This is a genomic window from Microcystis panniformis FACHB-1757, assembly GCF_001264245.1.
In the GTDB taxonomy this organism is placed as follows: domain Bacteria; phylum Cyanobacteriota; class Cyanobacteriia; order Cyanobacteriales; family Microcystaceae; genus Microcystis; species Microcystis panniformis.
Genome location: NZ_CP011339.1, coordinates 336,142 through 357,102, shown reverse-complemented (window position 1 = coordinate 357,102; position 20,961 = coordinate 336,142). Strand labels below are relative to the sequence as shown.

The 20,961-nt window shown below is 42.6% G+C and carries 24 protein-coding genes and 7 pseudogenes; 12 read left to right on the top strand and 19 right to left on the bottom strand.

Going from position 1 to position 20,961, the window contains the following annotated elements:
* Both VL20_RS01830 and VL20_RS01825 read right to left on the bottom strand, forming a co-directional pair.
* The gene (locus tag VL20_RS01830; RefSeq protein ID WP_012267820.1) at positions 1–225 is read right to left on the bottom strand and encodes an AbrB/MazE/SpoVT family DNA-binding domain-containing protein; all 225 of its coding nucleotides are present in this window, start codon (positions 223–225) and stop codon (positions 1–3) included.
* A gap of 66 nt (positions 226–291) precedes the next feature.
* Positions 292–543, bottom strand: a complete 252-nt coding sequence (locus VL20_RS01825) for a DUF2283 domain-containing protein (RefSeq protein ID WP_052275424.1) — start codon at positions 541–543, stop codon at positions 292–294.
* A 38-nt stretch (positions 544–581) separates the two neighbouring features.
* Here VL20_RS01825 and VL20_RS01820 point away from each other — a divergent pair, with 38 nt between their 5' ends.
* Both VL20_RS01820 and VL20_RS01815 read left to right on the top strand, forming a co-directional pair.
* Entirely contained in the window at positions 582–845 is a 264-nt protein-coding gene (locus tag VL20_RS01820) for a hypothetical protein (protein WP_004162140.1), read from the top strand.
* The gene (locus tag VL20_RS01815) at positions 842–1,207 is read left to right on the top strand and encodes a hypothetical protein (protein WP_002796256.1); all 366 of its coding nucleotides are present in this window, start codon (positions 842–844) and stop codon (positions 1,205–1,207) included. The genes VL20_RS01820 and VL20_RS01815 overlap by 4 nt, the downstream gene beginning before the upstream one ends.
* Positions 1,208–1,232: 25 nt before the next feature.
* On the opposite strand, the gene VL20_RS01810 is transcribed toward VL20_RS01815, so the two are convergent.
* Positions 1,233–1,772, bottom strand: a complete 540-nt coding sequence (locus tag VL20_RS01810) for a hypothetical protein (RefSeq protein WP_052275423.1) — start codon at positions 1,770–1,772, stop codon at positions 1,233–1,235.
* A gap of 173 nt (positions 1,773–1,945) precedes the next feature.
* Between VL20_RS01810 and VL20_RS01805 the strand changes: the two genes are divergently transcribed.
* Positions 1,946–2,209, top strand: a complete 264-nt coding sequence (locus VL20_RS01805) for a hypothetical protein (RefSeq protein WP_002777724.1) — start codon at positions 1,946–1,948, stop codon at positions 2,207–2,209.
* A 193-nt stretch (positions 2,210–2,402) separates the two neighbouring features.
* Here the strand turns inward: VL20_RS01805 and VL20_RS01800 are convergent, their stop codons facing one another.
* Positions 2,403–2,795: a hypothetical protein gene (locus VL20_RS01800; protein WP_002748454.1), complete on the bottom strand. Its 393-nt coding sequence runs from the start codon at positions 2,793–2,795 to the stop codon at positions 2,403–2,405.
* 11 nt (positions 2,796–2,806) lie between these two features.
* Between VL20_RS01800 and VL20_RS01795 the strand changes: the two are divergent.
* Positions 2,807–3,709: pseudogene (locus tag VL20_RS01795) on the top strand (hypothetical protein).
* A gap of 387 nt (positions 3,710–4,096) precedes the next feature.
* Here VL20_RS01795 and VL20_RS01785 read toward each other — a convergent pair.
* The 3 genes and pseudogenes from VL20_RS01785 to VL20_RS01775 all read right to left on the bottom strand — a co-directional run.
* Positions 4,097–4,534, bottom strand: coding sequence for a pentapeptide repeat-containing protein (locus VL20_RS01785; RefSeq protein ID WP_012267829.1), 438 nt, complete (start codon positions 4,532–4,534; stop codon positions 4,097–4,099).
* Between the two features lie 114 nt (positions 4,535–4,648).
* A pseudogene (locus VL20_RS01780) lies at positions 4,649–6,120 on the bottom strand (BCD family MFS transporter).
* A 70-nt stretch (positions 6,121–6,190) separates the two neighbouring features.
* A pseudogene (locus tag VL20_RS01775) lies at positions 6,191–6,526 on the bottom strand (DUF4351 domain-containing protein); the annotation flags it as partial.
* Between the two features lie 106 nt (positions 6,527–6,632).
* On the opposite strand from VL20_RS01775, the gene VL20_RS30940 reads away from it, so the two are divergent.
* Entirely contained in the window at positions 6,633–6,818 is a 186-nt protein-coding gene (locus VL20_RS30940; protein WP_139294327.1) for a hypothetical protein, read from the top strand.
* A gap of 183 nt (positions 6,819–7,001) precedes the next feature.
* Here the strand turns inward: VL20_RS30940 and VL20_RS01770 are convergent, their stop codons facing one another.
* Positions 7,002–7,979 (bottom strand): glycosyltransferase, encoded by a 978-nt coding sequence (locus VL20_RS01770; protein ID WP_052275420.1) that lies wholly within the window; start codon positions 7,977–7,979, stop codon positions 7,002–7,004.
* Between the two features lie 211 nt (positions 7,980–8,190).
* Between VL20_RS01770 and VL20_RS26905 the strand changes: the two genes are divergently transcribed.
* Both VL20_RS26905 and VL20_RS01765 read left to right on the top strand, forming a co-directional pair.
* Positions 8,191–8,418 (top strand): hypothetical protein, encoded by a 228-nt coding sequence (locus tag VL20_RS26905; RefSeq protein ID WP_128575121.1) that lies wholly within the window; start codon positions 8,191–8,193, stop codon positions 8,416–8,418.
* Between the two features lie 43 nt (positions 8,419–8,461).
* Positions 8,462–8,653 (top strand): DUF2949 domain-containing protein, encoded by a 192-nt coding sequence (locus tag VL20_RS01765; RefSeq protein WP_002758191.1) that lies wholly within the window; start codon positions 8,462–8,464, stop codon positions 8,651–8,653.
* 392 nt (positions 8,654–9,045) lie between these two features.
* Here VL20_RS01765 and VL20_RS01760 read toward each other — a convergent pair whose 3' ends face one another.
* The 3 genes from VL20_RS01760 to VL20_RS01750 form a co-directional block, all read right to left on the bottom strand.
* Positions 9,046–9,504: a nitrate reductase associated protein gene (locus tag VL20_RS01760; protein WP_052275419.1), complete on the bottom strand. Its 459-nt coding sequence runs from the start codon at positions 9,502–9,504 to the stop codon at positions 9,046–9,048.
* 68 nt (positions 9,505–9,572) lie between these two features.
* The gene (locus tag VL20_RS01755) at positions 9,573–10,418 is read right to left on the bottom strand and encodes a prephenate/arogenate dehydrogenase (RefSeq protein WP_052275418.1); all 846 of its coding nucleotides are present in this window, start codon (positions 10,416–10,418) and stop codon (positions 9,573–9,575) included.
* 5 nt (positions 10,419–10,423) lie between these two features.
* Positions 10,424–10,786 carry a cupin domain-containing protein gene (locus VL20_RS01750; protein WP_052275417.1) on the bottom strand — a complete coding sequence of 121 codons (363 nt, stop codon included), beginning with the start codon at positions 10,784–10,786 and terminating at the stop codon, positions 10,424–10,426.
* A gap of 104 nt (positions 10,787–10,890) precedes the next feature.
* Here VL20_RS01750 and VL20_RS01745 point away from each other — a divergent pair, with 104 nt between their 5' ends.
* Positions 10,891–11,343, top strand: coding sequence for an SRPBCC family protein (locus VL20_RS01745; RefSeq protein ID WP_002771258.1), 453 nt, complete (start codon positions 10,891–10,893; stop codon positions 11,341–11,343).
* A gap of 18 nt (positions 11,344–11,361) precedes the next feature.
* On the opposite strand, the pseudogene VL20_RS01740 reads toward VL20_RS01745, so the two are convergent.
* From VL20_RS01740 to VL20_RS26900, 3 pseudogenes are all read right to left on the bottom strand, one after another.
* Positions 11,362–12,277, bottom strand: a pseudogene (locus VL20_RS01740) (RNA-guided endonuclease InsQ/TnpB family protein); the annotation flags it as partial.
* Between the two features lie 29 nt (positions 12,278–12,306).
* A pseudogene (locus VL20_RS01735) lies at positions 12,307–13,521 on the bottom strand (ISL3 family transposase).
* A 180-nt stretch (positions 13,522–13,701) separates the two neighbouring features.
* Positions 13,702–13,935 (bottom strand): annotated as a pseudogene (locus VL20_RS26900) (RNA-guided endonuclease TnpB family protein); the annotation flags it as partial.
* A gap of 404 nt (positions 13,936–14,339) precedes the next feature.
* On the opposite strand from VL20_RS26900, the gene cbiT reads away from it, so the two are divergent.
* The 4 genes from cbiT (at position 14,340) to VL20_RS01715 (ending at position 17,948) form a co-directional block, all read left to right on the top strand.
* Complete coding sequence (gene cbiT / locus VL20_RS01730; protein ID WP_052275416.1) at positions 14,340–14,930, top strand: precorrin-6Y C5,15-methyltransferase subunit CbiT; 591 nt, start codon at positions 14,340–14,342, stop codon at positions 14,928–14,930.
* A gap of 42 nt (positions 14,931–14,972) precedes the next feature.
* The gene (locus VL20_RS01725) at positions 14,973–15,890 is read left to right on the top strand and encodes a phosphatidate cytidylyltransferase (protein WP_002796273.1); all 918 of its coding nucleotides are present in this window, start codon (positions 14,973–14,975) and stop codon (positions 15,888–15,890) included.
* Positions 15,891–15,944: 54 nt separating this feature from the next.
* The gene (gene cobA / locus VL20_RS01720) at positions 15,945–17,462 is read left to right on the top strand and encodes a uroporphyrinogen-III C-methyltransferase (RefSeq protein WP_052275415.1); all 1,518 of its coding nucleotides are present in this window, start codon (positions 15,945–15,947) and stop codon (positions 17,460–17,462) included.
* 78 nt (positions 17,463–17,540) lie between these two features.
* Positions 17,541–17,948 (top strand): 14-3-3 family protein, encoded by a 408-nt coding sequence (locus tag VL20_RS01715; protein ID WP_052275414.1) that lies wholly within the window; start codon positions 17,541–17,543, stop codon positions 17,946–17,948.
* 67 nt (positions 17,949–18,015) lie between these two features.
* Here the strand turns inward: VL20_RS01715 and VL20_RS01710 are convergent, their stop codons facing one another.
* The 5 genes and pseudogenes from VL20_RS01710 to bchM all read right to left on the bottom strand — a co-directional run bounded on the left by VL20_RS01710 (position 18,016) and on the right by bchM (position 20,777).
* Positions 18,016–18,363 (bottom strand): carbon dioxide-concentrating mechanism protein CcmK, encoded by a 348-nt coding sequence (locus VL20_RS01710; RefSeq protein WP_002733188.1) that lies wholly within the window; start codon positions 18,361–18,363, stop codon positions 18,016–18,018.
* Positions 18,364–18,467: 104 nt separating this feature from the next.
* Positions 18,468–18,776, bottom strand: coding sequence for a carbon dioxide-concentrating mechanism protein CcmK (locus VL20_RS01705; protein WP_002732196.1), 309 nt, complete (start codon positions 18,774–18,776; stop codon positions 18,468–18,470).
* A 51-nt stretch (positions 18,777–18,827) separates the two neighbouring features.
* A pseudogene (gene msrA, locus VL20_RS01700) lies at positions 18,828–19,321 on the bottom strand (peptide-methionine (S)-S-oxide reductase MsrA).
* Positions 19,314–20,081, bottom strand: coding sequence for a 3-methyl-2-oxobutanoate hydroxymethyltransferase (panB, locus tag VL20_RS01695; protein ID WP_052275413.1), 768 nt, complete (start codon positions 20,079–20,081; stop codon positions 19,314–19,316). The pseudogene msrA and the gene panB overlap by 8 nt, the downstream one beginning before the upstream one ends.
* A 3-nt stretch (positions 20,082–20,084) precedes the next feature.
* Positions 20,085–20,777: a magnesium protoporphyrin IX methyltransferase gene (gene bchM / locus VL20_RS01690; RefSeq protein WP_052275412.1), complete on the bottom strand. Its 693-nt coding sequence runs from the start codon at positions 20,775–20,777 to the stop codon at positions 20,085–20,087.
* Positions 20,778–20,961 lie beyond the last annotated feature (184 nt).

Genomic DNA, 20,961 nt, shown 5'->3' with positions numbered 1-20,961 from the left:
CTAAGTTGCCAGCTTTCTCAAAACATTCCAGTCTTCGCGCATCACTTCCTCCGCCACTTCCATTTGCTGGACAAATTCGGGGTCGTAGGGTGTAAGCTCAAAGCCATTCGGCGTTTCCAAGACGTAGAGCATATCGCCTTTACTAAGGCGCAGCTTCTCCACCAACTCTTTCGGGAAAATCACCCCCATAGAGTTCCCTACCGTTGTGACTTTTAACTTAATCATCGTTTTTTGACTGAGTAAATGTGTCAATTATAGCACCTCCCATATTTCCTGAATTTCTCACATCACTTAACAATTTAGTATTAACTTTCCGAACCATTGTCTAATCTCTTGTTTTTCACTCTCTTCCAACGGAAAATCAATATTTTTGAATTGTTCGGCCGTTCTCTGTTTGACTCCTAAAATCTCAATCCCTACAATCCTATCCGTCTCATCGTAATCATAGATAATCCCCAGCGCTACTTCCTCAGAATCAATAACCTTTCCCTCAAAACGACGAATATAAGCGGCATTAGCGGCTCGATCATAGTCTATTTTCATATAGCAACCGCCAAGGCAATAAAGATTATAATTACTATATGGTGACATCTTTAACCCCAGCCCAACTAGACAACCTCAACCGCTTTCAAAAACGCCTTCCCCGTCATGCTACCCCAATTCGGATCTATAATCTTCCCAACGGTGGCAAAGCATTTCAATCGGACGTTCCTGCCAAAAATATTTCCGGTTCCTATGCAACCTACGAAAAACAAATTGATGCGGAAGGAATCACTCTCTTTTACACCAAAACAACCTACGCCCCCAACGGTTCTATTGTTCACATCAAACAAAAATACCCATGAAAAATAGACAAGAATACCTCAACGCCCTAGTCAACTTTGACCAACCCTTATCAACTATCCTCCCTATCCTAAAAACCTTTCCTTGGGACAGTAGCGAAGCAATTATCACCCTAAAAAAAGAGCATCTGATCGATATTCTCGATCGCTATCTCAATAACGCTCTATCTGCCACCGACCTAGAAAACTGGGCCGATGCCATCGAATGCAGAGAAGATATCGCCTATAAAACAGATGAGGAAAATCTCATCAATGACATCATCTTTGACCTCGCTAACCCGACCTTAAACGATCCACTATCACCAAAAATGATCGAACAATACATCAGCCAACTTTCCCATTTAAAGTCTTCTTTAATTGCCTAAAAAATAGACCTATTTTTTGTGAATTTTAATGGGGGTTTACTTGAATCTCAATTTTGTCCGAGGGGTTGAATTTAATTTCCTCAACAACGTAGGAACTGTTACTCGCCACCCCCTCGATCCCTATTATTTCTAGAGGATCTAGCGAGGTTAAAGTTACTTCTGCTTTTCCTTGATTAACATCAATAATTTTGAAGTTCTGTAGGGGTTCCTGCCAGCGTTTTCTATTCTCTTTTGGATTGCTTGATTTCTCTTCCCCACGAATAACAAGCCTTCCGCTTTTGATAATAACCTTCCCTTGAAACTCTATCTGTTTGATCTCTTTCATTGCCACTTCTTTTGTTTTTGAATCTCTCCCTAAAGCGATCGTTTTTGCTTGGGAATCGAACTTGATTAATCTCCCGGATAGAGAAGTGCCATTTTTTAAATATACATTTGTATCATCTGGTATGAATACGGGGATTTTCTTGACGGGAGATTGATCGCCGGTGGCTGGTAGATGATAGCCAGCAAGAGAGGCGATAAAAACTAGGCTAGTTGCGGTTATTATTGGGTAGAGTTTTTTCATCTTTACCTTGCCTGAATGATCGGGATTTAGTTGGTTCTGTTTTCGATCTTGGATGCGGTGGGTTAGGAGTAACAGTAACCCAACCTGCGGTTTTTTCTAGAGGGTTTTTTCCATATTTTAGCGTCGGGATTGTCAAAGGGGAAGCGTTTTATCTTCTCTTTATGTTAAAACTTATGAAGGTACTCCTTTATGCGGTAAGCGATAGAAATATGACTCTACAAGAGCTAATGCGGTGGGCGGAAAAATTATCCGCAATCGAGAAACGGCAACTGATCGAAAAAATTACCGCAGAAATGGCATCGGAATCGGCAGAAGTTAATCAACCCCGTCCCTCTTTATGGGGTATATGCGCCGATTTAGGACAGGCTCCCTCGGCTGAAGATATCGATAAAACCCGACGAGAAGCGTGGGGAGATTTTACGGCAGAGGATATTTAAGTGTTAAAAGCAAGTTTTAAGTAGGTAGGCGTTAAAAATTATCATACACCCCCCTTATCAAGGGCGCAGGGGGGATCGGCACCCCCCTTATCAAGGGGGACTAAGGGGGGATCGAACCTATTCCCCGAATATAATTGGATGCGGTGGGTTAGCGATATTCGTAACCCAACCTGCGGTTTTTGTCAATATATTTTTACTTTCCGAAACCTTTGTTCGGGCGGTTTTGTTTGGCAATACGGAGGGCTTTTCCGGTTTTACCATCCTGTAGTGCGATCCGCATCGATCGCTTTTTCTGGTAGGATTGAATATCCGCCGCTAACGGATGAGAGTTATCGATGCGTAGATGGGTTAAAGAACAGACAAGACTCGTTTGTTTTCCCGATTCGTTTTTTAGGGAACAAATAATTCCCCCCTCGTCTCCCATGTAGAAAATTTTATCGATCGAAAACTGGTGATCGGGTTTGTATCGCTCGCCTTTTGTTTCAGCTAGTTTTAACGTTTCGGGAGTTGCACGCACAGGGATTGGTAAACTCGCTTCCATTTTCTCAATTAAAAAACGAACTTGTCGGGGATCGTCGATGGACATGGTTATTCTCCTTGATAAAATACAAAGAACTGGCGATAGAACCCGATCGATCGAGTAGGATAGCGATCGAAAACGCCAATCAGGGACATTTTGCCGTGAGCGCTCCGAATTCTCCCCCTCCCGGAACACAGATACTAGGAACCTTCGCCAGTCTTCTCGGTTTGTTGGGGATTTTTCTCTATTTTACGGGATGGATCTATCGGTGGGCCTATTTCGGCTGGTTTAGCCTTGAGATTAACCGTCTAGACTTGCCCTTGCGTTCCTTCCTTTTCGTGCCGATACAGGTCTTCTGTGGCGATTTCGGGGCGTTGCTGCGAACGTTTCTGGCGCTGGTTGCCGTTGCCTTTGCGATTCAATTTACTCTCTAGATTTTGTCTCCCCTGCCATCCTATGCAATTGTCAGTCAATCTAAACGGAAATTTCATCAAAAATTTCAGTTTCTAAGTTTATTAGTCCGGGGAATTCCCGAATCTCTCCGAAAAGATTTGATCGCTGTTATTTGGCTATTAATTATCCTTTTTTGGTTAGCTCGAATTCAGGGATCGATCGATGCCCGTCGCGATGCAATTAATGATAGTTCTACCTTACCAGTTATCACTTTAGTTTTACCGGAAAAACAGATAGCGATCGGTCGGAATCCGCAGGATGTTTTTACCGATCCTTCTCTTAAGGGTTATCGAATTATCGGTGAGACCAAATTACTCGAAGAGCTGCGGGGAAAAGAAACGAATGATAGTAAAGTTAATCCCCCGCGAGTCTGGCGTTTATTAATTCAAAATAATAATTGGACTTATGTTTTTCGCGGGTTATCCCCTCAGTCGGCAGACAATGAACGTCCGGCGATTCTAGCCATTCGCGAGGATAAGGAGGGACAATTGATGATTCTCGCGCCGGATGTCCCAAAATCCCGATGAGAGTCAATCGGGGAAATTATCAAAAGCGATCGTTAATAAAAAAAGTCTAAAAGTCGCACCCCACAAGGTTTTCGGCGTTGTCAGATCAGAAGAGGAAAGATGCAATGCTCCGGTGCTGATTCGGAGCATCTTTCAATTTGACAACGCCGATTGTAGGGCTAATTCATGAATTAGCCCTACGCCGATTGTAGGGCTAATTCCACTGCTAAATCGAGCGACTCTTGTTCCCCACTTAAGCCCAACTATCGGCACTATTCGTTCATTAAACACTAATTGTCAAGATGCCATGTAATCTTTCCTATCAAAGTAATTTCAGTTCCGGTGCTGATTCGGAGCATCTTTCAATTTGACAACGCCAGGTTTTTAGATTCATTCAGCCCGCCCTATCTAGGGATTGCCACCACCCACAGCGATGCCAGTGCCATAAATCTGAGCATTTGTCAAGTTGATTCTCTCCATCGATGCACCTGTCACATCGGCATCATAAATCACGGCACTGGTGAAATTGACTCCATCGAGATCAGCTTGATTGAAACTGGCATTAGTCAGAAAAGCTGCGGTCAAATTTGCGCCTTCTAGGTTAGCATCCGTCAAATCCGCGCCCTCTAAGTTAGCTTCCTCCAGATTAGCTCCTTGTAAATTCGCTTTTCTCAAATCTGCGCCGATTAGATGCGCCCCCCTTAAATCTGCACCGCGGAGATCACAGCCCGGACATTCCCGCGTATTCAATAATTGTTGTACCTGTTGGGGATTTTCCGCACCGACGGGGTTAATCAGCAGTAAGGAGGCTAGGGAACCTAGGGCAATCATTAAAGTCCTTTTCATTGTTTTCGCCTCCTCTTTCGTTTTCTTCTCTACTTTTAGGATAGGAAAAAAGCTGCTAACCAACTTCCCCCGATCGGGCTAATTCTCCTGTTATCTTACTTTTGCTTGCTTTTGCTAGTCGATCTCTCCTTTTATTACCGTAGCGATCGCTGCTCGGGCATTTTCCTTAAATTCCTTCACATCAACCCGACTTAATAACCAAACTGCTAGGATCATTCCCAATGCTTGCACGAGGAAAACTAAGCCATAGGCTAAAACTGGACTAGAAAAGACAACTTTACCGATATTTAAAATCGTACCGCCTAAAACCGTGGCCAATCCCCGGGCGATCGCTTGTGATAATCCCCAAGCGCCGATAAAAGTTCCTGCGGTTTCGGCGGCGGTTAAATCTAACATTAAACTGGTAGCTCCGGCGGTAATCATTCCCGAAGCTAAACCGAAAAAGAGCAAGCTTGATTTTAATAAACTTTGGTTAGCAGAAAAGCCGGCAAAAATCAAGAGAATAAAACAAATTGTTGCAAAAATACAGCCATATTTAGTGGTTTTTTGTTTACCGATGCGGGGAATGAGCATAAATCCCGTGGCAGCAATACCAAAAAGGGTTCCGGTTCCCCAAAAAGCGTTCAATTGGGTCGTTTGGGCGATACACATCCCAAAAACCTCGCCGCCAAAGGGTTCCATAATTGCATCCTGCATAAATAAACTCAAAGTCATCATCAGCAGAAAGGTGAAAAATAAACCGGTTTGCCGACTAGCGGTGAGAACTTGTAGGGCATCTTTGAAGGTAATTTGATCCTCTCTTTGCACAAGAGTGGACCGGCTACTAAAACGAGAATATTTTTTTCTACGCCAAAAGTCGCTAAAATACAGAGACCGAAGACGATAGCGGGCATAATCGTGAACACGGGGTTAATACTCGCCTGTAGCTGCGGAATATTGGCTATAGGGGCTGATTGAGTCGGATCGTAGGTCAAAATATTTGTACCGCAGATATTGGGAGTATCCAGCAAACGAGAACTAACGATCGCCCCGACGACGATTCCCACCATCAGCATTGACCAAACTATAGCAACTAATTGCGATCGATTATCTTCATCGGACACATCCACCAAGAGGGCAGCAAAAGGGGTGGAACTGGCGCTTAAAGCTAGTCCGTAGAGGGCGAAAATTAAGGCTAAGAGGGCAATCCAAGCGTAGGAAATGGTATTCCATCCCGAAGTTTGAATACTAAGTCCCAATTGCCAAACTACCTGCAAAGCAATAAAAGCTAAAGCGGTAAAAATTGCCGCCCCAATCCAGACATAACCGCTGCGATGATGACCGAAAATAGTTTTACCGTCGGATCTTTGCCCAAACCAGATGCGTGCTGGACTAACAAACTGGTGCATAGCGATCGCAGCTGCGGCAAGAAAGGGTAAAACTTTTAACTCATCGATCATAATCCGATTGAGAACCCCCAAAGTCAGCAGGGACATAATACCTAGTCCCATCTGAAAGAGTCCTAAGCGAAACATGGTGAAAAGTCCCAGTTTTGGCAGGGGTTTTGGGGATGAGTGAGTAGAATTGGAGATATCGCTGGTAGCCATGGTTAAATCAATACAAAAAAAGCCAGTATTTAAAAATTTAACGCAGGACGAGCAGACATCTTCTGGGGATTTAAGTTTCTGTGTCCAATAACCAAGTGGTCAGATCTGTCAAGCTGGTAAAATCGAGCAGCGCTTCTCCTAAAGTTTCTAATTGTTCTAGGGATAGTTCTTGGATTTGTTGGCTTAAAGTTGAGGATATTTCACCTAAACGACGGTTAAGTAGTTGTAGAATCAAAGAAACCGCTTCTGATTGTCTTCCTTTTTCTTGGATGTCCTGATCAATGACTGATTCGCCCATAATTTCTTCTCTTAATAAGCTTCTGGTGATTTCCTTACTTAATACTAACCCCGCCAGAATTGCTGTAGCAACGGCTAAATTGCTTTTTTCAGTTCTCCCCTTGATATTAAGTAGGTGGGTGGAATTAAATATAAGATGAACGTAGGTTGGGTTGAAGCATGAAACCCAACGCCAGCATGGGTTACGCTACCGCTAACCTATCCTACAAATAATTGTGCCTCCCTACTTATCAATTTTTGTGGCTACTTTGGCCAAGATTTTCCTATTGTATTATCCATTTTCCTGTAACTGTATGTTCGAGTTAATCGAGATCGCACAAAATGGAGATTTCTATGATCGTATCTTCCCCATTGTCCTCACCGATGCCAAAATCTACAACCCCAAAGACCGACTAAAATAGACTCAATACGGGGAAACCGAAAGTAAAGAACCAGAAGAAACCATGAAACAGGGAGGAATCGCCAACCTGCGAGGAATTATCGACGATCTAAATCTTGGCACCGTGATCCAGAAGTCAAATCGTCAAGTGCTTACTCTGTAATGATTATAATCGATTCGATCTTTGTTTAGCGTTGAAGTTCCCTTAGGAATAAATTGGGTCTTTTTCCAGCAACCCTAGCAATTTTTGCATTTTAATCCAAGCTCTTCTCATTTGCCAGAATTTACTTTTTTCCATGGCGGCTATTTTACTGTCAGCTTTTTGTAATTCCTCGTCTCTTTCTCGATAATCCAATTGGGTTTTTTGCAATTCTTCTTGCAATTCTTGTTGATGAATTTCTAATTGTTTAATTCGTTCTCTAGCCTGTTCCAACTGAGCGAATATATCGACTTTTAAGGTGACTAAAGCAGCAAAAATGGTTTGGATATTTTGGGAGTAAAGTTGGGGATGATTATAAAAAAGTTGGGTGTAGGAATAGATATAGTGTTCTGCGGTCATTGAGCGACTCATAGAATCAGCTTTTTGTCGATAGAAAAATAACAATTCTGGGATACGATAGACTTCTCGACCTAATTCGATCAGAGATAACCAAAAATCGTGATCTTCCCAACCATAAATTAAATTGCTATTGTAGCCGCCCACAGTTTCCCAGTCAGATTTCCGAAACAAACCGGAGCAAAATATCATATTATCTACTAATATATCGGGAAATTTATACTCAGGCAGCGGCCAAATTCCTTGTCTATCGCCAAAATATTCCGCTTCGCAATAAACTATACCTAATTGCTCATTACTTTCTAGCAAAGCAACCGCTTTTTCTAGATAGGAATCGGCAATTTTATCATCAGCATCAAGGGGAAGAATATAGGTTCCTTGCGCTTGGGCAATTCCTAGATTTCTCGCTGTGGCAACCCCTTGATTTTCTGTGCGGATGATCCTAGTTTTTGGCTGTTGATAATCTTGTAAAATCTCGATGGTTTCTGGTTCTGTGGATCCATCATCAATGACGAGGATTTCAAAGCCTTGGTATGTTTGTACTAAAACAGATGCGATCGCATGATCAAGATAGCGACCTTGATTATAGCAAGGAATAATCACGGAAACTTTAGGAACATGACTCATTGAGGGAAATTCTCTCCTACTCGAGCAAAAACTAGGTTATCAATAGCTTATCCCAAAAGTTCCCCTTTCTCGTTTTTCTAAGTAGGGTATGCTGAATAAATCTAAAAACCTTGTTTGGTAAGATTTTTAGACTTTTGGGAAATCAAAAAGTACCAGATCTGGGAGTGATCGGGGGGAAAATTCCTGGACTTTTTCCCTGAAAATTAGGTAATTGACCTCCTCAAAATTGGTAAAACCCCACACCCCACACCCCACACCCTGTCCCCACGAAAAACTTTTTCAGCAGACCCTAACTAAAGAAAGTGTTGATATCCCCACTAGCAATTTCGGGATAGTAGGACATATTATGGATAAATTCTTCAATTATTCCGATTGGTGGACAAAATCACCCAATTGGGTGATCCCCGTGAGGGAAGCATCTCTTTTTAATAGAGGATAAGTTATTCAATAATCAGATTATCATTACCAATGATCCTTACATCATGGAAGCTCATCAACAAAAACAACTCCGCACTTTCCTCTTGGAAAAATTAGCTATTTCCCCCCGTTCCTTCGATATGGCTGTGCGTCTCTGTGAAGCATCGGTGGGTTCTTTGCCGATGGTTTTATGGCAGTACGGTTTAATCGATTTGTCGCAATTAAATCAAGTTTTTGACTGGATGGAAACTGTATAATTATTTTCCAAGAATATGCTCATTAATTATCATTTTTATTAAGAAAAATGACCAATCCCCAGAGCGGCAATTTACTGAAATTTATTTATTAAGTCCCGTTAAAGTTTACCATCGTAGGAAACCTCCCCTTTGCTGGGACTAATTAAACCAGCTATCATCTGCTATTTCCCCCCGTTTTAATTCGAGATTGATCTGGTATAAAATACTAATTTCTCGCCTTGATCGCCTTTTTGCTTGTCATGAAAGTAAGGTAGAAACAAACTTAATTAATCTGGCATAAGTACCTAGGCAAAATTAATTACACATATCTAACCCCCCTTTGCCTCTTGCCTCTTGCCCTTTGCCTTTCTTCACTAGGAAATTTATTTTGCACGACTACTTAAGTCCTTGAGTTAGGCATCGACTATATGGAACTCTTTTAGAGCCGGATAGAAGTTGAGATTTTCGTGACCGGGACGACTGAGTTTAATCAGGGCAAAACGTTGGGATGGTGGCAATTTTTGCCATTGTTCTAAACTAATTTCGATCTGGAATTCTCTAGCTTTTTCTAGGACTGTATCAGGAATCTGGCTATCATCTAGCCAAGCGGGATGGGTATCTATTGCTAGTTCTCCTGCGGGATTGCCAGTTTTTTCCGTGATTAATTTTTGCAGAAAATCTCGATAGATTTTGGCTTCTGCTGCCGTCGTACAAGCCATATTAACTAATACCATTCTTTCTGGTTGAGTTAACTGCATCCAATGGGATAATTTTAATTTAACTCCACAGGTATCTAGTTTCATTCTCACGGCCATCGGTATGCAACGTAAGGAGTCAACAAATTCGGCTTCAAAGTCGAAAAAGGTGGTCATATCATTTTATTGGTTTGCTGAGGATAAATCTATGATACAGTGCTGGGGTATAATTGCTGGGCAAAATGTTATTTTGATTGAAGAAAATTGGCTCGATATTGATGACTAGAGACGAGAATTTCCTCTATTTCCTGCCATTTTTCTCCTGCAATATAGTCAACAATTTGATCAAGATTTTGCCGATAATTTGCCAAAGATATCAATAAAGCTTGACGATTGTATTTAGCCATCATTAAACCTAATTCGGGATTGCCAGCACCGACGCGACTGGTATCGCGAAAACCAGAACTAGCTAAATTTTCCGCTAATTGGCGAATATTCGGGTCTTGTTCTTTCCCACAAGCTTGGATTAAACTGGTACTAATCATTACTGGCAGATGGGAAATCCATGCCACGGCTCGATCGTGTTCTTCGGGGGAGGAATAATAAATTTGACAGCCTAATTTTTCTACTATTTCAGTTAAGATTTTCACGGCACATTTAGGAGTAGATTCAAGGGGGGTAATCACATAAGGGGTATTGACAAATAAACCCGATTGTGCCGCATTAATTCCCTGTTCGGTTTTCCCAGCCATAGGATGACTACCGACAAAATTTGGCCATAATTGACTACAATTGGCTACAATTGCCTCTTTAACCGATCCCACATCGGTGACAATGGTTTGGGTTTGTAAATAGGGAGTTAATTTTTCCAAAGTTGGCACAATTAAATGTATAGGAGTACAGATAAAGATTAAATCGGCAGTAGCTAATAATTCTAAACTGGTGCTAGATTCATCTACCACTCCTTTTTCTACAGCAATATCACAGGTTGATTGTTGACGAGAAACTCCCAAAACCTTATAACCTTGTGAGCGGAAATCTAACCCCAAGGAACCACCGATTAAACCCAGTCCAATAATGCCAATATTCATTAGTTTTACTCAAAGATAATTTCGTCTTCCAGTCGCCAAGCAGGATCGACAATGCACAAGAAAACTAAGGGTTCCTCTCCACAATTATGAATATATTGTTTAGCTAGAGGAGGTATATAAATTGCATCACCGACAGTCACTAATTGCACTTCCTCATCGATGTGCATTTCCCCTTGTCCTTGCAGAATATAATAAACTTCCGCAGTTTTTAAAGCGTGGGGAATAGAAGTTTCCCCCACATCTACCTGCGCATGGGCTAAACTATAACGTAGATTTAACGGCTGTTTATCGGGATGCAATAACTCGCGCAATCGGGTATGATCACCAGCGATGAATTCCTCACATTCGAGCAGTTTTCTGATTAACATAGTACAATTAAACCTCGAAGATTGTTTTTATTTTATCATTGAGTGAAAAGCTAAAGACTAATAGCCGTTATCATAGAAATATTCAGCATCGCCAGAATTAACGAATGACTTGGTTAGAACATAGTGTACAGGTGGAAGTGGACGCGCCGATCGATCTGGTTTGGGAACTCTGGTCAGATTTAGAACAAATGCCCCACTGGATGAAATGGATCGAATCGGTGAAAATTATCGAGGAGGAGCCAGAGCTTTCCCGTTGGAAGTTAGCCAGTGGTGGTCTAGAATTTACTTGGTTGTCACGGATAATGAAAATTGTCCCCCACCAGATTATTCAATGGGAATCCGTGGACGGGTTGCCTAACCGCGGGGCGATTCGTTTTTATGATCGTCATGGTAGGAGTATTGTGCGACTGACAGCAGCCTATGCTATACCCGGTTGGTTAGGAAAATTGATGGATAATCTTTTCCTCGGTCGAGTGGTAGAATCAACCCTGCAAGCTGATCTAGAGCGTTTTCGCCTTTATGCGCTCAATATTGTCAATAATACGCCGCCAAGGTGAGTTGACATACTCCCACCGTCAAGCTACGCTGTGACGGGGGATTCTTGACCTATCACTATCGGAAATTCCTTGTTCAACGAGACAGCTTAGATTCTCAATGTCTCCATTAAAAACCCAGAGGTCGGACTCTCTATTATGCGTTTGGGTCGGTTTCTGTTTGCCCAACAGTACCGTTGAGATAATTTCCCAAATATTTCAACCCTTTTTTAAGAATGTTGATGGCTGCATTATGATCCCTATCTAAGATTGTTTTACAATTGGGACATTGATGAGTTCTAGTGCTTAATGTTTTTTGAACTCTCGTCCCACAAACTGAACAATCTTGAGAAGTGAAATGCGGTGGCACAGCAACACAGACAATCCGATAAATCTTAGCAAAATAATTCAACCATTGAGTGAATTGATACCAAGAAGCATCAGAAATCGACTTGGCAAGCTTACGGTTTTTAACTAAGTTTCTTACCTTTAAAGCTTCATAGACTACCAGATCATTAGACTGGACTAACGCCAAAGCGTCTTTAATTGCTTTGTCTTTACGTTGTCTTGATACTTTAAGATGAAGCCTAGCTACTTTTACCCGTTGCTTGTGATAGTTTTTCGACTGTTTCTTTCCTTGACGAAACTTTTTAGATAATCGTCGTTGTGCTTTTTGAAGTCGTTTTTCTGACTTGCTTAAATAACGGGGATTTTCTACAGTATTGCCTTGAGCGTCGGTATAAAACTCTTTTAACCCTAAGTCAATTCCTGTTATTTGTCCCGTTGGTTTATGGTATTCTTGCCGTTCTCCGTCAATCAGAAACTGGCAATAATAACCGTCAGCACGTCTAACAACTCTTACCCGTCTAATCTGTTGCTCTGAATAATAAACTAAGGTCTTTTGACTACACCATAAATCAAATTCTCCTGCTTTAAAGCCATCAGTGAACTTGATTTTACCGGCTCTTCGTTACCCTTTATGCTAAATCAACATACAAGATGCCAAGATAACATACTTCTAACCCAAAAATTCCGAAAGTTTCTAAAGCCATAGCCTCTCCGTTTTATTAGTTTAAGTTTATTGTTGATTCCCTCGACCACCCCATTCGTTGTCCTTCGCTCGAAATAACTAATTATTTCTCCAAACCAGTTTCGGATTGTTTGACAACTCTTGGTAAAAACACTGGAGGATTTTGCCAACCATTCCGAGATGGATAGCAGTCCTTCTGTCGGATTCTCTGAGGTTTCATAAATCTTTCTAAATTCTTCCTTTAACTCGTGCATCTTTTTCAAATTTGGTCAATTTTCTTTGATAGCTTCTAGTTTGATTTTTTGAGTTTCCGTTAAATCTTTTTCATTTTTTAACAAGCTATATTTACTTCGCTTTAAAACTTCTAGCTTCGCTTCTTTTTCCGCTTTCTGTTTTTTATTTTTCTGCGCTTCTACGGCTCTTTTTTCTGCTTTTCTTTGTTCGTCTAACTCTTGATTAATTTGTTTCATTACATGGAATCTATCGGCGACTACCTCGGCCGATGGCATCAATTCTTTCACCAAATTTTTATAGGGCAACCAAAGGTCTATGCTGACTTCTTCAATTTGCTCTAACACCTCTTTTCCCCACCCTGTAAGCGTTTCCCTCAATTCTTCTTGTGTTCGCTTCTCTAGAATAGCTATTAGTTTTCCCGTATCTAAATTTACTAAAACCGCACAGTAATTTTTTTGTCCTTTGACTAGAGCGATTTCGTCAATTCCTAGTCTTTTTAATTTCGATAGGTCTGTCTCTGTAATTTCTTCAGCTATGTCCTCTATCATTCTTTGAATCTCTTCTTCCGTTACGTCATTTCTTCGACTAACATTTAAAATATCTCCTGATTTTAATTGTTCGAGTATATTCTCGGCTAGTCTTTTCGTATAGGTTCGTTTCTTGGCGACAAAATCTAACTCTTCGCTAAAGGGTTTCTGACAATTATCGCACTTAAATTGACGACGATTAACCTGTAGGTACACTGGTTGTCCTGAGATTGGTAAATCTTTGACTAAATGTCGATGATTTTGGTGGAGTTTATCGCTCTCTAACCCACAACGAGGACAGGTTGCTTTTTGATTTTTCGATTCGATTCGGCAAACTATACCGATATTTTCTAGGTGTAGATAGCCTTGAATACAGGTTCCTTTTAGGTTCAAAAATTTGTCAAGTATCATAAGTAAAATAATCTCGTTTTTGGCTATTATATCAAATCTTAACTCAATTGTCTATCTTTTGGTATTAACCTGTTTGTGCCTTAAGTCCTTCCCTGTATGGATTTCAGCTACTTTTGAGCGTAGGCGCTCTCATCGAATTTTATTTTAAGTTAATTATTTGCATAACAATTCCCGAAGAGCCATTTTACCTCGATCATCTGATAGTTTGTAGCCCGTTAGTTTATACTCAACCGAACGGTTATGTTTTTTGAACCGAGGAAAACCCTTTTTTCCCGGTATCTTAGCATGACAATTCTGATAAAACCTATTAATTGATTGCCAGGCTCTATCAGCAGCCGATTGACGAGCTTGAGAGTTTAATTTATTAACCCATGGTGTCTCTTCAGTTGTCAGTGAACAGTTATCAGTTAACAGTGGGGGAAAAACTGATAACTGGTAACTGTTAACTGTTAACTGTTATTGGTGAGTATCTTGTTGAAAAATGTAGCGGGGGCATTCATCCGACATTTTCGGTAATAGTTTCCTATAATCAGGGTTTTATCTCTAGTGGGACTTAGACAAAAAACAAATCGAGAAAAGCCTCAACTCCAATCCCCGCTTGGGATTTACTTCGAGAAGCCCAAAATCGCTGAAACCCAGATATATCAAGGAAAATCATCAATCGAGGTTAACCCTTTGTCCCGTAATGGTTTGAGCCTTTTTTGCTGACCGAAAACGCCTAAGTCCCACTAGAAAAGTCCCTGTTTACTTAATAAAGAAACTTGGACAAATTTATATAATAATGCTTGGTAGTGAAGCTTCTCAATAATTGATTCCCCATGACTTGGTTATATAAAACCCCCGGTATTCCCGATGAATTGTTTGAACGTTTGCCCGGGATTCCCTTGAGTAAACGCGAGGTGAGATTATTGATGATTTCCGCTTTGAGGTTAGGTGATGGGGGGGTTTTCTGGGATATCGGCGCAGGAACCGGCACTATTCCCGTTGAAATTGGCTTATTATGCCCCAATAGTCCGATTATTGCCATTGAAAGGGATGAAGAAGTGGCCAGTTTAATCCGCCGTAATTGCGAGCGCTTTGGGGTAAAAAATGTTACGGTTTTTGAAGGCAGCGCGCCCGATTGTCTGCCCAATATATCCCTAGCACCCGATCGCGTCTGTATCGAGGGCGGCAAACCGATTAAATCGGTTCTGCAAGAAGTGTGGCAATACCTGAAACCCAACGGCCGCATCGTGGCTACGGCCAATAATTTAGAAACCCTCTATCAATTTTCCGAAGGCTTTTCTAATTTACAGGCGCGTAATATCGAGATTGTCCAAGCGGCAGTAAATCGCCTAGAAACTAGGGGTATTCACCAAGTTTTTGCCGCCGTTGATCCCATGTTCATCCTGAGTGGCGATAAACTTTAATTGGGGATAACCTTCCATAAAGTTTTCTTAATCTATATAATTATGACAATGCCGCCTAACTTCTCTGGATTAACCATGCCTTGGCCACGCATTGTCAGCGCTATTTTTGCTATTGCCTTCGCACTGGGAATTATTATCGTTGGGGGTTGGTATTTCACCCTCGGCATCGGTGTTATCGTCTTTTTGGGACAATTGGAGTATTTTCGCTTAGTTCGCGCTAAAGGCATTGAACCGGCCGCTAAAACCACTCTCGTAGTTTCGCAATTATTACTACTGACGGCAACTATGGCAGCCCCCCTCACCGATGCCATGTTTCCCCTCGCTGGGGCGTTAATTTGTTTTTATCTGCTCTTTCAGCCCAAAATGGCGACAATTGCCGACATTTCCACCTCAATTCTCGGTCTGTTTTATGGTGGTTACTTACCTAGTTATTGGATTCGTTTACGGGTCGGTTTTTCTCCTGAAAGTGGTCCCGTGGCTATGGCCAGTAACTTACCCCTGATGGGATATTGGCCAGAATCGTGGATGGAACCGAAATTATTCCCGGCCGCTTTGACGGTGACTTTTCTAGCTTTCGGTTGCATTTGGGCCGCCGATATCGGAGCTTATATCATGGGAAAATGGTTAGGTAAAACCATCTTATCGCTGATTAGTCCCAAAAAAACCGTGGAAGGTTCCTTTTTTGGCATTTTAGGCAGTATAGCGGTGGCCGAGGTGGGTGCTTGGTATTTAGATTGGCCCTATTGGCAGCTGACGGGCTTAATTTTGGGCTTATTAATTGGTATTGTCAGTTTATTGGGCGATTTGACCGAATCGATGATGAAACGCGATGCCGGGGTCAAGGATTCCGGGCAGTTAATCCCCGGTCACGGTGGTATACTTGATCGCACTGATAGTTATGTCTTCACCGCTCCCCTAGTATATTATTTCGTCACTTTACTGCTGCCCTGGTTGCGTTAGTAATTTGTTTCTTCTCCAAGTGCTAAATTAAAGATTAAACCCAAATTTGCGATTATGTCAGGAGTCGTCTATCCCCGGGGTAAAGTTTATCTTCTCGGTGCGGGAATCGGTCAGAGCAGTTTTCTCACCCTGCAAGCGCGAGCAATTTTAGCCACGGCCGAGGTTTTGCTGTATGATGCCCTAGTGGATAGTCAAATCTTCTCCCTCGTGCCGAAAACCTGTGTTTTAGTCGATGTGGGCAAACGGGGAGGACAACCCGGCGCCGAGCAAAATCAGATTAATCGGATATTGGTTAATTATTGTCAAGAGGGAAAACGAGTTATTCGGCTTAAAAGTGGTGATCCGGGGGTTTTTGGGCGAGTATATCCTGAAATGTTAGCCTTAAAGCGGGCTGGCTGTGATTTTGAACTGATAACTGGAATTTCCTCCGCTTTGGCCGCTCCTTTATTGGCCGGAATTCCCCTGACCGAAAAGGATATTAGTCGCTGTTTTGCGGTCTTGAGCGCTCACGATCCCGAGTCTCTCGATTGGTCAGCCTTAGCTAAAATTGATACACTGGTACTATTGATGGCTGGTCAGTCTTTAGGGCAAATTATCGAGAAATTATGCCAAAATGGGCGTAATATTCACGACTCGATCGCTATTATCCGCCAGGCGGGACGCAAGGATCAACAAATTTGGCGCGGCACTTTAGAAAATATTCTCGCTCAAACCGCCGGGGTGTCCCTCTCACCCTCTATTATGGTCATTGGTCAAGTTGTGGATCTGGCGATTATGTCCTCTCCCCCACCCCTAGGAGGTAAAACTATTGTTATTACCCGTGCCGCCGAGCAAACGAGTCAATTTAGCGAAATTTTGCAAAATCAAGGCGCAGAAGTTCTGGAAATGCCCGCTTTAGAGATTCGTCCCCCCGACCGTTGGCAAGGTTTAGACGATGCCATCGCTCAGTTACAAGAGTTTGATTGGCTGATTTTAACTTCTGCCAATGCTGTTAATTTTTTCTTTGATCGCTTGACATTTTGGGGAAAAGATGCTAGGGCTTTAGCAACCATAAAAATCGCCGTGGTGGGCAAAAAAACCAGCCAAGTTTTGCACTCACGGGGATTAAAAGCGGATTTTATCCCGGGGGATTTTGTCGCTGATGCTTTGGTAAACGAGTTTCCCGACCCGATTAGGGGGCAAAAATTCCTCTTTCCTCGCGTGGAAACGGGAGGCAGAGACATATTAGTTAAGGAATTAACGGCCAAAGCTGGTCAGGTGACGGAAGTGGCCGCATATTATTCCGGATGTCCGGCACGCATGGATAGTGGCATCTGGGAAGCGTTTCGAGATGGGAAAGTCGATATAGTCACCTTTGCTAGTTCCAAAACCGTCCAGAATTTTTATCAGTTATTGCTGCAAGAAACGGCAGAATTATCGGTTAATTCCCTATTAGAAAAAGTTTGTCTGGCTTCTATCGGTCCGCAAACTTCAAAAACCTGTCAAGAGTTATTTGGTCGTGTTGATATCGAGGCGCGAGAATACACCCTAGAAGGGTTGACTAGCGCTCTAATCGAGTCGAGTAAGACCTGACATCCTCGCCGCCGTAAAACAGACGGCGATTCCCAAACCTGACGATAAACAAAGCCATAAAAATCTAGGAATCTCCCCATGAGTAACCCTATGATCATTGAAACTGACTTAAAAGATATTCTCGCTAAACTTGACAATCGGTTAGAGCGAATCGAAACAAAACTAGAAGTATTGCCGAAAATAGAGACCGAAGTTTCCCAACTCAAAGAAGATGTCAGAAACCTGAAGGGAATCGAAACAAAACTAGAAGTATTGCCGAAAATAGAGACCGAAGTTTCCCAACTCAAAGAAGATGTCAGAAACCTGAAGGGAATCGAAACAAAACTAGAAGTATTGCCGAAAATAGAGACCGAAGTTTCCCAAATCAAAGAAGATGTCAAAGACTTGAAAGAAAGGGCAACGGCTCAAATATGGGCTTTGATAGTCACTGTTATCGGTGCAACTGTTGCAGCAATGATCAAATTCGGTTTTCTGACTAAAACTTAAATCATCATCAAAAACTAAGTTGGAACTAGACAAGTTCCAACCAGTAACAAAAAATTGACCTTGAATATTAACGACGGATTGGTGCCATCGCACCGTCGGCGGCAGCGCGAAAAGGTTCCACTGCCTCGCTATAATCGATCGGTAAAATAGCCACCACGTTATCGTGAGGACGGGGAATAATTACCCAGGTTTCTAAAGCTGCCCCCTCGGTTTTATTGACGGCTTCAATGCCGGCAGCCATAGCGGTTTTTACCTCCTGTACATCCCCACGAATATTGAGGGTAAAACGGGCGCTTCCTGCCCTTAAATAACCAACAATCGTGATCCGTCCTGCTTTTACCATCGCATCGGCGGCCGCTAGAATACCGGGGAAACCTTTGGTCTCGATCGATCCCACCGCGGGTTGGGCTGTCATAAATTAACTCCTAATAACAAAAATCAGATAAGTTTAATTGATAGAATCCAATCTATTTTCCAGTCTTTAACTATAGTCTAGTTTGGGGTAAATCGCTAGGGAAATTAACTGCGAAAACGGTCTGACTTAGGCGTATGCTGCACTGGTAAAACTGCCAGTACATTTTCTGGAGGATTCGGTACGATGTAATGACTGACCACATTACCACCAAAAGCGGTCATCGCCGCCGCTAATCCTGCCTCTACTGCTGGTTTAACCTCGGAAATCGGACCGCGAATCGCCACCAAAAATTCGCCCCTTTCCGCTAGATCAAAATAAACTAGGGTGACTCGTCCCCCTTTAACCATGGCATCCGCCGCCGCTAAAACGGGGGGAAAACCCAACGTTTGAATGACTCCGACCGCCTCGGGCATTTTTCCTGATCTCCTGCGAAAGCAACTTTACATTATACCCCGAACCTGTATTTATATTTTCTTCTGGAAATCCGCGACCGATCGAGCCTGTTTTTTCTCCAAATACTGTTGATGGGACTGATCGGCCAGATAATAATCTCCTGCGGGTTCGATCAAAGTAACGATATCTTGCTGAAACTTTCCCGATAGTTGTAGTTGACGCTTGCCAGCAGTGGCGATTAACTTTTGTTCCGGGGTGTGATAAAAAATAATCGATCGATATTGTTCTCCCCGGTCCGGTCCTTGGCGATTTAACTGAGTCGGATCGTGAATTGACCAAAAAACGGCTAATAACGCCTCGTAGCTTATCTCTTGGGGATTATAGGCAATTTGTGCCACTTCCGCATGACCGGTAATTCGCGATAACACATCGAGATAACTAGGATTGGGGAAATGTCCCCCCATATAACCCACAGAAGTCGCTAAAACCCCGATAAACGCCGAAATGCGTCCTCGGTTTTCCAAAAACAACCGGCCCCAAAGGTGGCTTTTTCGCCGCTATTCATTTCTCCTCACATCCTTGGCAAATTCCAGAACTGCTTTTGTAATTGTCTCGCTTAAATTAGCATAAACTTTGGCAAAAGGGGGAGCTTTTTCGGTTAATCCTAGAATATCCGCCGTTACTAACACCTGACCATCACAATCTTCCCCCGCACCGATACCAATCGTCGGGATAGTCAATTTATCGGTGATAGTAGCGGCTAAATTGGCGGGAATATGTTCCAAAACCAGGGCAAATACTCCCGCTTTCTCCAAGGCTAAAGCTTCCTCGATTAATCTTTGTGCATCCGATGGGGTTTTTCCCTGCTGACGGTATCCTAAGCGATGCACCGACTGGGGAGTTAATCCGATATGACCCATAACAGGGATGCCTATCTCGGTTAAACGGCTAATAGTCTCGATCATAGCGGGATAACCTCCCTCTAATTTTACCCCTTGCACTCCCGCTTCCTTTAACATCCTTCCCGCCGAGTGAATTGCCTGACTGACACTTTCCTGATAGCTGAGAAAAGGCAAATCACAGACAACTAAAGCTTGTTTTACCCCGCGAGACACGGCCGCCGCGTGGTGAATCATCGCCTCGAGGGTGATCGGTAAAGTGGTAGGATAGCCCAAAGCGGTCATAGCCAAGGAATCACCTACCAAGATAATATCAATTCCTGCTCGATCGAGCAGTCGCGCGATCGGATAATCCCAAGCTGTGAGGGTGACAATCGCGCGTTTTTGCTGTTTCCACTCGATTAATTTGCTGGTGGTGACTGCCATTATTTATTCACTGCGGACAGCTTCGAGGATACGGGAAAAATAGAAACGAGTGCTAGTCATACTCGTCCGTTCGATTTTAAAGCCATTTTCGTTGAGAGCGGCGATAATAGTTTTTTCCTTGTGTTGATAAGCGCGAGTGGTTTTACTCGGACCTGGGAAAAATTGACCAATTTTCTTGAGAATGGTTAATAAACAGGTTTTAGGAGCAAAACTGAGGATTAAACGGGATTGAGCTAGGGATCCCAGGTGTTTAATCATTCCTAATGCTTCTTCTGTGGGATAGTGAATGAGAACATCAAGACAGATGACTGTGTGATATTGGCCGGTTAATGCTTCTAAATCTTGAACGGCAAAGGTGAGTTTACCGGTATCTGCTAACTCTTTGGCTGCTCTTTCCTTGGCTTCTGTCACCATTTTCTCAGAAATATCACTGGCGAAAATAGTTGCGCCCGCTTTAGCAAGGGGAATACTAAGACTACCGACTCCACAACCGGCATCACAGATCGAGAGTTCGGGCAAATTGTCATCACTTTCTAACCAACCGATAACAGTATCGATCGTCTGTTGATGACCGATGCGAATATCTTTTTGTACTTTGTTAACTTCGCCATCCCCATAAATCCGGCGCCAGCGATCGAATCCCGTGGCGTTAAAATAGTCCTTGACTATGGCTTTATCGTCTAATGTGTTGGTCATAACGAAATCTAAACGAGCGGAGATGGTTATTAGTTTATCGTACCGTGAAAGCTCTCAACCGTTGCCGCTGATAGCTGACTCCTGACTGCTAAGGAGAGGACCGGGAGCGATTGCAACTCTGTGGAAAAGCTTAATTTGTTTTCCGCTTCACCGTTAGTTAACCTAAAGTGAATATCATGTAATC

Excerpts from the sequence above, each read along its gene's own strand:
- VL20_RS01810 (WP_052275423.1), bottom strand. The coding sequence starts at position 1,772 with ATGAAAAAACTCTACCCAATAATAACCGCAACTAGCCTAGTTTTTATC.
- cobA (WP_052275415.1), top strand. The coding sequence starts at position 15,945 with ATGTCAGGAGTCGTCTATCCCCGGGGTAAAGTTTATCTTCTCGGTGCG.
- VL20_RS01765 (WP_002758191.1), top strand. The coding sequence starts at position 8,462 with ATGGAAGCTCATCAACAAAAACAACTCCGCACTTTCCTCTTGGAAAAA.
- VL20_RS01800 (WP_002748454.1), bottom strand. The coding sequence starts at position 2,795 with ATGTCCATCGACGATCCCCGACAAGTTCGTTTTTTAATTGAGAAAATG.
- bchM (WP_052275412.1), bottom strand. The coding sequence starts at position 20,777 with ATGACCAACACATTAGACGATAAAGCCATAGTCAAGGACTATTTTAAC.
- VL20_RS01710 (WP_002733188.1), bottom strand. The coding sequence starts at position 18,363 with ATGACAGCCCAACCCGCGGTGGGATCGATCGAGACCAAAGGTTTCCCC.
- VL20_RS01830 (WP_012267820.1), bottom strand. The coding sequence starts at position 225 with ATGATTAAGTTAAAAGTCACAACGGTAGGGAACTCTATGGGGGTGATT.
- cbiT (WP_052275416.1), top strand. The coding sequence starts at position 14,340 with ATGACTTGGTTATATAAAACCCCCGGTATTCCCGATGAATTGTTTGAA.
- VL20_RS01705 (WP_002732196.1), bottom strand. The coding sequence starts at position 18,776 with ATGCCCGAGGCGGTCGGAGTCATTCAAACGTTGGGTTTTCCCCCCGTT.
- VL20_RS01745 (WP_002771258.1), top strand. The coding sequence starts at position 10,891 with ATGACTTGGTTAGAACATAGTGTACAGGTGGAAGTGGACGCGCCGATC.
- VL20_RS01785 (WP_012267829.1), bottom strand. The coding sequence starts at position 4,534 with ATGAAAAGGACTTTAATGATTGCCCTAGGTTCCCTAGCCTCCTTACTG.
- VL20_RS01805 (WP_002777724.1), top strand. The coding sequence starts at position 1,946 with ATGAAGGTACTCCTTTATGCGGTAAGCGATAGAAATATGACTCTACAA.
- VL20_RS01760 (WP_052275419.1), bottom strand. The coding sequence starts at position 9,504 with ATGACCACCTTTTTCGACTTTGAAGCCGAATTTGTTGACTCCTTACGT.
- VL20_RS01715 (WP_052275414.1), top strand. The coding sequence starts at position 17,541 with ATGAGTAACCCTATGATCATTGAAACTGACTTAAAAGATATTCTCGCT.
- VL20_RS01755 (WP_052275418.1), bottom strand. The coding sequence starts at position 10,418 with ATGAATATTGGCATTATTGGACTGGGTTTAATCGGTGGTTCCTTGGGG.
- VL20_RS01815 (WP_002796256.1), top strand. The coding sequence starts at position 842 with ATGAAAAATAGACAAGAATACCTCAACGCCCTAGTCAACTTTGACCAA.
- VL20_RS01825 (WP_052275424.1), bottom strand. The coding sequence starts at position 543 with ATGAAAATAGACTATGATCGAGCCGCTAATGCCGCTTATATTCGTCGT.
- VL20_RS01770 (WP_052275420.1), bottom strand. The coding sequence starts at position 7,979 with ATGAGTCATGTTCCTAAAGTTTCCGTGATTATTCCTTGCTATAATCAA.
- panB (WP_052275413.1), bottom strand. The coding sequence starts at position 20,081 with ATGGCAGTCACCACCAGCAAATTAATCGAGTGGAAACAGCAAAAACGC.
- VL20_RS01750 (WP_052275417.1), bottom strand. The coding sequence starts at position 10,786 with ATGTTAATCAGAAAACTGCTCGAATGTGAGGAATTCATCGCTGGTGAT.
- VL20_RS01820 (WP_004162140.1), top strand. The coding sequence starts at position 582 with ATGGTGACATCTTTAACCCCAGCCCAACTAGACAACCTCAACCGCTTT.
- VL20_RS01725 (WP_002796273.1), top strand. The coding sequence starts at position 14,973 with ATGACAATGCCGCCTAACTTCTCTGGATTAACCATGCCTTGGCCACGC.